The sequence below is a fragment of the Burkholderia sp. Ac-20379 genome (genome assembly GCF_017104645.1).
Taxonomy (GTDB): Bacteria; Pseudomonadota; Gammaproteobacteria; order Burkholderiales; family Burkholderiaceae; genus Burkholderia.
This window is the reverse complement of the sequence record NZ_JAAGPF010000299.1, coordinates 1-9,099: the sequence shown is the minus strand read 5'-3', so window position 1 is coordinate 9,099 and position 9,099 is coordinate 1. Positions and strand designations below refer to the sequence as shown.

At 67.1% G+C, this 9,099-nt stretch carries 7 protein-coding genes; 3 read left to right on the top strand and 4 right to left on the bottom strand.

Features of this window, described 5'->3' with window-relative positions; translation table 11 throughout:
* Nucleotides 1-89 precede the first annotated feature (89 nt).
* The 4 genes from G3N92_RS26735 to G3N92_RS26720 are packed head-to-tail and all read right to left on the bottom strand — an operon-like array spanning nucleotide 90 to nucleotide 5,974.
* Entirely contained in the window at nucleotides 90-1,289 is a 1,200-nt protein-coding gene (locus G3N92_RS26735) for an FAD-binding oxidoreductase (RefSeq protein WP_206130598.1), read from the bottom strand.
* Between the two features lie 39 nt (nucleotides 1,290-1,328).
* Nucleotides 1,329-2,159, bottom strand: a complete 831-nt coding sequence (locus G3N92_RS26730) for an NAD(P)-dependent oxidoreductase (RefSeq protein ID WP_206130597.1) — start codon at nucleotides 2,157-2,159, stop codon at nucleotides 1,329-1,331.
* A 21-nt stretch (nucleotides 2,160-2,180) separates the two neighbouring features.
* Nucleotides 2,181-3,860, bottom strand: a complete 1,680-nt coding sequence (locus G3N92_RS26725; RefSeq protein WP_206130596.1) for a hydantoinase B/oxoprolinase family protein — start codon at nucleotides 3,858-3,860, stop codon at nucleotides 2,181-2,183.
* Nucleotides 3,861-3,862: 2 nt separating this feature from the next.
* Nucleotides 3,863-5,974, bottom strand: coding sequence for a hydantoinase/oxoprolinase family protein (locus G3N92_RS26720; RefSeq protein ID WP_206130595.1), 2,112 nt, complete (start codon nucleotides 5,972-5,974; stop codon nucleotides 3,863-3,865).
* Nucleotides 5,975-6,353: 379 nt separating this feature from the next.
* Between G3N92_RS26720 and G3N92_RS26715 the strand changes: the two genes are divergently transcribed.
* From G3N92_RS26715 to G3N92_RS26705, 3 genes are read left to right on the top strand one after another with little or no spacing between them, the layout of a single operon-like run.
* Nucleotides 6,354-7,112 (top strand): electron transfer flavoprotein subunit beta/FixA family protein, encoded by a 759-nt coding sequence (locus G3N92_RS26715; RefSeq protein ID WP_206130594.1) that lies wholly within the window; start codon nucleotides 6,354-6,356, stop codon nucleotides 7,110-7,112.
* 12 nt (nucleotides 7,113-7,124) lie between these two features.
* On the top strand, nucleotides 7,125-8,060 hold the full coding sequence (locus G3N92_RS26710) for an FAD-binding protein (protein WP_206130593.1): 936 nt from the start codon (nucleotides 7,125-7,127) through the stop codon (nucleotides 8,058-8,060).
* 57 nt (nucleotides 8,061-8,117) lie between these two features.
* Nucleotides 8,118-8,900 carry a class II aldolase/adducin family protein gene (locus tag G3N92_RS26705; protein ID WP_206130592.1) on the top strand — a complete coding sequence of 261 codons (783 nt, stop codon included), beginning with the start codon at nucleotides 8,118-8,120 and terminating at the stop codon, nucleotides 8,898-8,900.
* The last annotated feature ends 199 nt before the right edge of the window (nucleotides 8,901-9,099 follow it).

Here is a 9,099-nt window from a genome sequence, read left to right as displayed (position 1 = left end):
GCATCGGTCGCGCGATCGCGCGGCCGATGCCGCTCGACGCGCCCGTGACGAGCGCGCTGCGGTAAGCGGAAACGGAGGACGTGCTCATCTCAGATCACACCTTCTTCGAGGAACGGACGGTTCTCGATCACGCGCTCGAAGCCGAGCGGCGACAGATCGAGCGCGCGGTATTCGCCATACGCGATCCACTCGGCCAGCCCGCGGCCGATCGCGGGCGACTGCTGCAGGCCGTGGCCCGAGAAGCCGTTGGCGAACAGGAAGTTCTCGACCTCCGGGTGCGCGCCGACGATCGCGTTGTGGTCGAGCACGCTGAAATCGTAGTGGCCGGCCCACGCATTGACCACCTTGATCGCCTCGAACGCCGGAATGCGCGCGGCCAGCGCCGGCCAGATGATGTCGTCGAATTCCGAATGGATCACGTCGAAATCGTCGACGTCGGCGAGCGGATCGGGATCGGGGTAGCAGCCGGTCAGGTAGTACTGGCCTTCGGGGCGGAAGAAGATGCCGGTGGTGTCGATGGTCAGCGGCACGATGCCCTCGAGCGGCGTGCGGCAATCGAACACGAACAGGCAGCGCTTGCGCGGCTCCACCGGCACCGGCAGGCCGGCCAGGCGCGCCACGGCCGGGCCGCGCGTGCCGGCCGCGTTGACCAGCGTGCCGCAGCCGATCGTCTCGCCGCTTTTCAGTACCACGCCGCTGATGCGGTTGCCGTCGCGCACCACGTCCACCACCTCGTTCTCGATGTACTCCGCGCCGAGCGCGCGCGCCTTGCGGCGCATGCCCTGCAGCAGGCCGTAGCTGTCGAACCAGCCTTCGCCGCTTTGGCCGTACACGCCGTTGACGAGATCCTCGGTGTGCAGCCACGGGAAGCGCTGGTCGAGGCCGGCGCGGTCGAGCAGCACCACGTCCGCGCCGTTCTCGCGCTGCGTGTGATAGTTGCGCTCGAACATCGGCGCGCCGGCCGCGTCGCCGAGGTACAGGTAGCCGTTTTCCTTGAAGCCGAGCTCGGGCGCGTCGCCGTCCACGGCCACGCGCGCGTGGAAATCGCGGATGAACTCGGTGCCGAACTGCGAGATCCTGATGTTCAGCGGGTTCGAGAACTGCTGGCGGATCGACGCGCTCGACAGCGCGGTGGCCGATTTCGCGTAGGTCCAGTCGCGCTCGATCACGAGCACCGAGCCCTTGAAATCCGGGTTCGACTGGAGGAAGTAGGCGGTGGCGCTGCCTACGACCGCGCCGCCGACGATCACGACGTCGTAGCGCGATTGGGTTGCTTGCTGCTGTGCCATGTCAATGCCTTCGAATGGTGGGGAGCGGCGCGAAGCCGGTCATTGCGGCTTCGGATCCTCGAAGTGGCCGTCGGCGGCGAAGCTGCCGCCCTGGAAGCGCGTGGCCGGATGGCGCGGGTCGGGAATCGGCGTGTTCGCGTACACCTCGGCGCGATAGGCGTCGGCGCTGTAGTTCGGGCGATAGCCGAGGTAGGCGGCCTGCGTGTTGTCCCAGAAGTTCGCGCTGTTGTTCGAGTTGCCGTACACGATCATGTGGCCCGTGCTCGGCGCCATCAGCGAGCGGATGCAGAGCTGGGTGAAATCCTCGTACGACAACCAGGTGGCCAGCATGCGGCGATCCACCGGCTTCGGGAAGCACGAGCCGATGCGCAGGCACACCGATTCGAGGCCGAACTTGTCGAAGTAGTAGCGCGACAGGTTCTCGACGAACGCCTTGCTGACGCCGTACAGGCTGTCGGGGCGCTGCGGCACGTTCGCGTCGATCGTCTGCACGCATTCGTAGAAGCCGATCGCATGCACCGAGCTGGCGTAGATCACGCGCTTCACGCCGAGCTGCCGCGCCGCTTCGTAGATGTGATAGCTGCCCGTGATGTTCGAATCGAGGATCACCTGGAACGTGTTCTCGCGCGGCGCGCCGCCGAGGTGGATCACGGCGTCCACGCCTTCCATCATCGAGAACACCAGCTCGCGGTCGGCCAGGTCGCCGACGAAATGGCGCTCGTTCGGGCGCGCCTCGCCGAGCGGCGCGCGGTCGCTGAGCGTCAGCACCTGCGCGTACGGGATCAGCGCTTCGCGCAGCACCGAGCCGAGCGCGCCGGCCGCGCCGGTGATCAGGAGGTTCTTGAACGGGGGCTTGCTGATATCGGTCATGATCGGTTCCTTGTCAGGTCCTTAGCGGGGCGCGGCGGCGAGCGCGTCGGGCGTCAGGCCGTAGTCGTCGCGCAACTGCGCCTCGGAGATGTATTCGTTCTTCAGGTCGCGGCGCAGCGCGTCGCGATCGCGTTCGGCCGGCGCGCCCACGCCGCCGCCGCCCGGCAGCGACAACACCACGCGCTCGTGCGATTCGACGTGCTGGGTGCCCTTGCCCTTGAGCTTGGTGCCGTCCGCCAGCGCCACCGCGCCGGGCGCGCCGGGCAGGCCGCCGCCCTGGCCGCGCGCCGGGTGATCGATGCGGTCGAACATCGCGTTGAAGCGGAACTGATAGCCCTCGCGCGGGCCGATCTCGACGATCTGGCCGAGCCCGCCGCGATGGGTGCCCGCGCCGCCCGACCCCGAACGCATTTCCTTGCGCCACACCACGATCGGGCCGACCTGCTCGGTGGCCTCCACCGACATCGCATGCACGCCGCTCGGGAACGCCGTGGCCGACAGGCCGTCCAGCTCGGAGCGCGCGCCGGTGCCGCCACTGTTGAACATCAGGATTTCGGCGCCCTTCAGGCCCGAGGCCGGATCGACCGGCCGCGCGCTGACGTGCAGGTTCCACAGCGCGCCGGAGCCTTCGGCCGGCACGCGGCCCGGCAGGATCTTGTGCAGCGCGCCGAGCACCAGGTCGGGCACGAAGTGGCCGAGCACGTGGCGCACCGCCACCGGGCTCGGGCGCTGCGCGTGCAGGATGCAGCCCTTCGGCGCCTGCACGCGGAACGGCTCGAGCGAGGCCGCGTTGTTCGGCACCTCGGGCGCGATGATGCACTTCAGGCCGTAGCACGCGTAGGCCTTCGCGTAGAGCAGCGGCACGTTGATGCCGAACGGGCTGGCCGGCGAGGTGCCGTCGAAATCGGCGAGCAGGTGATCGTCGGCGATCGTCAGCGCCACGTTCAGCGTGACGGGCGCGTCGTAGCCGTCGAGCGTCATCGCGTTCGACTGCGTGCCCTTCGGCAGCGCGGCGATCCGCTCCAGCGTCGCTTCGCGGCTGCGCTCGAGAATGAACGCGCCGATCCCTTCGACATCCTGAAGGTCGAACTCCGTCAGCATCTCGATCAGGCGCTTGTGGCCGGTTTCGTTGCACGAGGCCAGCGCGTAGAGGTCGCCCACCACCTTGTCGGCCTCGCGCACGTTGTTGCGCAGGATGTTGACGAGATCGCGGTTCACCTCGCCGCGCTCGATCAGCTTCATGATCGGCACGAACAGGCCTTCCTCGTACACCTCGCGCGAATCGGGGCCGAAGCCGCGCCCGCCGATGTCCACCACGTGCGCGGTGCTGGCGAAATAGCCGATCAGCTCGCCGCGATGGAACGACGGCGACACCACCGTGAAATCGTGCAGGTGGCCCGTGCCCTTCCACGGATCGTTGGTCAGGTAGACGTCGCCCTCGTACATGCGGTCGCGGCCGATGTCCGTGATGAAGTGCTCGACGGCCTCGGCCATCGTGTTGACGTGGCCCGGCGTGCCCGTCACCGCCTGCGCGAGCATGCGGCCCTGCTTGTCGAAGATGCCGGCGGACAGGTCGCCCGCCTCGCGCACGCTGGTGCTGAAGGCGGTGCGGATCAGCGCCATGGCCTGCTCCTCGACCACGGAGATCAGGCGGTTCCACATCACTTGCATGTGGATGGTGTCGAATCGATCGAGAGACATGCTTACTCCTGGTGTGCGGTGCCGGCGGCCAAGGCCTTGGAGACGACCAGCAGGCAGCCGTCCGGCTGCACGGTGGCGTCGAACGACGAGGTGACGAGGGTCGAGGTTTCCGGCTCGACGACGATCGCGGGGCCGATCACGCGGTCGCCCGCCTTCAGCGTGCCGCGCTCGACGATGGCGGCTTCCACGTTGCGGTGCAGCGCGGCGTCGAAGATCGTGCGGGTTTTGGGCGGCACGACGGCCGCGTGCGCGTCGACCAGCGTCAGGCGTTCGACCGGCGGCAGCGGCGAGCTGGCGCGCACGGCCCAACTGACGATCTCGATGTCGAGGCCGTCGATCGGGCGTCCGAAGAAACGCGTGTAGGCATCGGTGAACAACTGCGCGAACGCCTCGCGGTCGGCGTCGGCGAACGCGCGATAGGGCAGGGCGACCGGGATTTCCCAGCCCTGGCCCACGTAGCGCATGAACGCCTTCACGTCCACGCTCGGCTCGGCGTCGGCCGCGCCCTGACGCGCGAAGCGCAGCGCCTCGTCGGCCAGTTGCCGGACCTGCTCGGTCAGCACGGCCGCGTCGAAATCGGCGAAGCGCAGGTTGGCGCTGCGCACGCTCTCATAGCCGAACGGCGCGCGCAGGAAGCCGATCGCGGAGCCCACGCCCGCGCCCGGCGGCACGATGAACTTCGCGATGCCGCTCTTTTCGCAGAGGCGCGCGGCGTGCAGCGGGCCCGCGCCGCCGAACGTGATCATCGTGTAATCGCCGATGTCCTTGCCGCTTTCCACGGCGTGCACGCGCGCCGCGTTGCTCATGTTCTCGTCCACCACCTCGGCCACGCCGTAGGCGGTCGCTTCGGCATCCAGATCGATTGCGCCGCCCACTTCGCCCACCATCGCCTGGCCGGCGTTCTCGAGCGACAGCGGGATCGTGCCGCCGGCGAAGTTCGCCGGGTCGAGCCGGCCGAGCAGCAGATCGGCGTCGGTCACGGTGGGCTGCGTGCCGCCGCGCTGGTAGCAGGCCGGCCCCGGTTCGGAGGCCGCGCTGTGCGGGCCCACGCGAATCTGCTTCATGACGTCGATCGAGGCGATCGAGCCGCCGCCCGCGCCGATCTCCACCATCTCCACCACCGGGATCGAGATCGGCATGCCGCTGCCCTTCTTGAAGCGGTAGGTGCGGGCCACTTCGAACGTGTTGGCGGTTTTCGGCGTGAAATCGTCGATCAGGCAGATCTTGGCCGTGGTGCCGCCCATGTCGAACGACAGCACGGTGTCGAGGCCGTAGCGCTCGGCGATGTGCGCCGCGAAGATCGCGCCGCCGGCCGGGCCCGATTCGACCAGGCGCACCGGGAATTCCGAGGCGCTCTCCACCGACACGATGCCGCCGCCCGAGTGGATGATGAAGATCGGGCAGGCCGCGCCGGCCTTGCGCATCTCGTCGAGCAGGCGATCGAGATAGGACTTCATGATCGGCCGCACGTAGGCGTTCGCGCACACCGTGTTGAAGCGCTCGAATTCGCGGATCTGCGGCGACACCTCGCTCGAGATCGACACCGACACCTTCGGCAGCCGCGCGCTGATCGCGTCGCGCATCATGCGCTCGTGCACGCCGTTCGCGTAGGCGTGGATGAAGCCGATCGCCACGCTCTCGTAATCGCCGGCCTCGATGCGTTCCACCACGCGCGCGATCTGCGCCTCGGTGGGGGCGAGCAGCACGCCGCCCTGCGCGTCGATCCGCTCGGCCAGCGTGAAGCGGTCGCAGCGCTCGACCAGCGGCGGCGGCAGCTTGATGTTCAGATCGTATTGCTCGAAGCGGTTCTCGGTGCGCATCTCGATCGTGTCGCGGAAGCCTTCCGTCGTCACGAACGCGGTGCGCGCGCCGCGGCGCTCGATCAGCGCATTGGTGGCGAGCGTCGTGCCGTGAATGATCACGCCGATGTCGGCCAGCGCGATGCCGGCCTTCTCGGCGACGATGCCGACGCCCTTGATGATCGCGCGCTCGGGCGCGGTGTAGTCGGTCAGCACCTTGGTCGAATAGAGCTGCCCGCCGAGTTCGAGTGCGACATCGGTGAACGTCCCGCCGATGTCTACGCCGACTCGTGCCTTGTCGTTACTGGCCACCATGACTCTCCTGTGTAAATCCATGCCTTGAGTCCGTCGCGCCGGCGTTTCGCGGCGCTTCGGACGGTGTTATTTGTTCGTTGACATATGATGAGTGACGTCTTATTGTGAAGTCAACCGAGTCAAAAATATTTTTGTGTTCCGTGGCGGGTCGATTGTTGGATGTGTCTCATAAGTTACTGATTTATTGTTTATTTTATGTGATGTGGCGGATGGATGAGGCGTTGTCTCCTGCCGGTTTTTGTCACTATACGCGACGCTACATTTTTCTGAAAATTTATTTTTTTGCAGATTTTTTGCTGGATCGCGAGTATCGTGCGCCGGTGTCGCCTGACGCCGGCCCGGCGGTCCGGCGCTTGACGAAGTGATGAGGACAATCTGGATGAAAGTGCTGGTCCCTGTGAAGCGCGTGGTCGACTACAACGTGAAGGTGCGCGTGAAGTCGGACGGAACGGGCGTCGATATCGCGAACGTGAAGATGTCGATGAACCCGTTCGATGAGATTGCCGTGGAAGAAGCGGTGCGCCTGAAGGAAGCGGGCGTGGCGACCGAAGTGATCGCCGTGTCGATCGGCGTGGCGCAGGCGCAGGAAACGCTGCGCACGGCGCTGGCGATCGGCGCCGACCGCGCGATCCTGGTGGAAGCGGGCACGGCCGATGCAGGCGTGGAGCCGCTGGCCGTGGCGAAGATCCTCAAGGCGCTGGTCGACAAGGAACAGCCGCAACTGGTGATCCTCGGCAAGCAGGCGATCGACGACGACTCGAACCAGACGGGCCAGATGCTGGCCGCGCTGGCCGGCCTGCCGCAAGCGACGTTCGCCTCGAAGGTGACGATCGCCGACGGCCGCGCGACCGTCGCACGCGAAGTGGACGGCGGTTCGGAAACGCTGTCGCTCACGCTGCCGGCCGTGGTCACCACCGATCTTCGCCTGAACGAGCCGCGCTACGTGACGCTGCCGAACATCATGAAGGCGAAGAAGAAGCCCCTGGAAAACGTCAAGCCGGAAGACCTCGGCGTGGACGTCGCGCCGCGCCTGAAGACGCTGAAGGTGGCCGAGCCGCCCAAGCGCGCGGCGGGTGTGAAGGTGGCCGACGTGAAGACGCTGGTCGAGAAGCTGAAGACCGAAGCGAAAGTGCTGTAAGGGGAGACAAAGATGACGATTCTGATCATTGCCGAACACGACAATGCCTCGATCAAGGCCGCGACGCTGAACACGGTGGCCGCCGCCCAGAAGATCGGTGGCGACATTCATGTGCTGGTGGCCGGCGGCAACGCGCAAGCCGCCGCCGATGCCGCGGCGAAGATCGCCGGCGTGGCGAAGGTGCTGCTGGCCGACGCGCCGCATCTGGCCGAGGGCCTGGCCGAAAACGTCGAAGCGACGGTGCTGAACATTGCGAAGGACTACTCGCATATCCTCGCGCCGGCCACCGCCTACGGCAAGAACGTCGCGCCGCGCATCGCCGCGAAGCTCGACGTCGCGCAAATTTCGGACATCACGGCGGTGGACAGCGCCGACACGTTCGAGCGCCCGATCTACGCGGGCAACGCGATCGCGACGGTGCAATCGAGCGATCCGATCAAGGTGATCACGGTGCGCGCGACCGGTTTCGACCCGGTGGCGGCCGAAGGCGGCAGCGCGGCGGTCGAGAAGATCGAGGCGGCGGCCGATAGCGGCAAGTCGCAGTTCGTGAATCGCGAAGTGACGAAGCTGGACCGTCCGGAGCTGACGAGCGCGAAGATCATCGTGTCGGGCGGCCGGGGCCTGGGCAGCGGCGAGCACTACACCGCCACGCTGGAGCCGCTGGCCGACAAGCTCGGCGCGGCGCTGGGCGCCTCGCGCGCGGCGGTGGATGCGGGCTACGTGCCGAACGATTTCCAGGTTGGGCAGACGGGCAAGATCGTCGCGCCGCAGCTGTACATCGCGGTGGGGATTTCGGGTGCGATCCAGCATCTGGCCGGGATGAAGGATTCGAAGGTGATCGTCGCGATCAACAAGGACGAGGAAGCGCCGATTTTCAGCGTGGCCGACTACGGCATCGTGGGCGATCTGTTCACGGTTGTGCCCGAGCTCGCGGCCGCGCTCGACTGAGCGCGCCACGCACCGCCTTATTTCAACTATCAACGCCGTACACGGAGAACCCCCGGAATGATTTCGACCACCGATCCGCATGTCAACCGCAAGCCGCGCAACGTTTCGCAATCCGAATGGGATACGCGCGTGCAACTGGCCGCCGCCTATCGCCTCGCCGCGAAGTTCGGCATGACCGACCTGATCTACACGCATATCTCGGCGCGCGTGCCGGGCACCGAGGCGCAATTCCTGATCAACCCGCACGGCTGGTTCTTCGACGAGATCACGGCGTCGTCGCTGGTGAAGATCGACGTGAGCGGCAGCCCGGTGGGCGACGAGCGCTTCGAGGTGAACGCGGCCGGCTTCACGATCCACAGCGCGCTGCACCAGGCGCGTCACGACGTGGAATGCGTGGTGCACCTGCACACCACGCCGGGCATGGCGGTGGCGGCGATGGAATGCGGGCTGCTGCCGCTGAACCAGATCAGCATGCAGTTCTACAACCGCGTGGCCTATCACGACTACGAAGGCATCTCGCTCGATCTCGACGAACGCTCGCGCATCGTCCGCTCGATCGGCGACCAGCACCACCTGATCCTGCGCAATCACGGCCTGCTGACCACGGGCCGCTCGATCGCCGAGGCGTTCACGCGCATGTACTACCTGAACAAGGCGTGCGAGATCCAGGTCGCGACGCTGTCGGCCGGCCAGAAGGTGACGATGCCGTCGCCGGAAGTGTGCGAGCACGCGGCCAAGCAGCACGACGACTACGCCTACCTCGACACGGTCCACCTCGATCGCGAATGGACGGCGCTGCTGCGCCTGCTCGATCGCGACGGCGGCGGCTACCGCGCCTGAGCGGCACGGCGGCGGGGCTGAGGGCGCAACATGCAGCGGATCGCGAGCGGCGCGCGCGCCTATCGTTTCGCGTCGGCGCGCGGCTTCCGGCTCGGCACGCTGCGCTTTCCGTATCCGCTCGAGTGGCACACCGAGCGCGGCACGCACCGGATCGCGCCGCCGCGCGCCGGCGCTCCGGTGCTGACGGGCGGGCTGACGC

Bases quoted from the DNA above. Each gene is read 5' to 3' on its own strand.
- G3N92_RS26710 (WP_206130593.1), top strand. From the start codon at position 7,125: ATGACGATTCTGATCATTGCCGAACACGACAATGCCTCGATCAAGGCC.
- G3N92_RS26720 (WP_206130595.1), bottom strand. From the start codon at position 5,974: ATGGTGGCCAGTAACGACAAGGCACGAGTCGGCGTAGACATCGGCGGG.
- G3N92_RS26735 (WP_206130598.1), bottom strand. From the start codon at position 1,289: ATGGCACAGCAGCAAGCAACCCAATCGCGCTACGACGTCGTGATCGTC.
- G3N92_RS26730 (WP_206130597.1), bottom strand. From the start codon at position 2,159: ATGACCGATATCAGCAAGCCCCCGTTCAAGAACCTCCTGATCACCGGC.
- G3N92_RS26705 (WP_206130592.1), top strand. From the start codon at position 8,118: ATGATTTCGACCACCGATCCGCATGTCAACCGCAAGCCGCGCAACGTT.
- G3N92_RS26725 (WP_206130596.1), bottom strand. From the start codon at position 3,860: ATGTCTCTCGATCGATTCGACACCATCCACATGCAAGTGATGTGGAAC.
- G3N92_RS26715 (WP_206130594.1), top strand. From the start codon at position 6,354: ATGAAAGTGCTGGTCCCTGTGAAGCGCGTGGTCGACTACAACGTGAAG.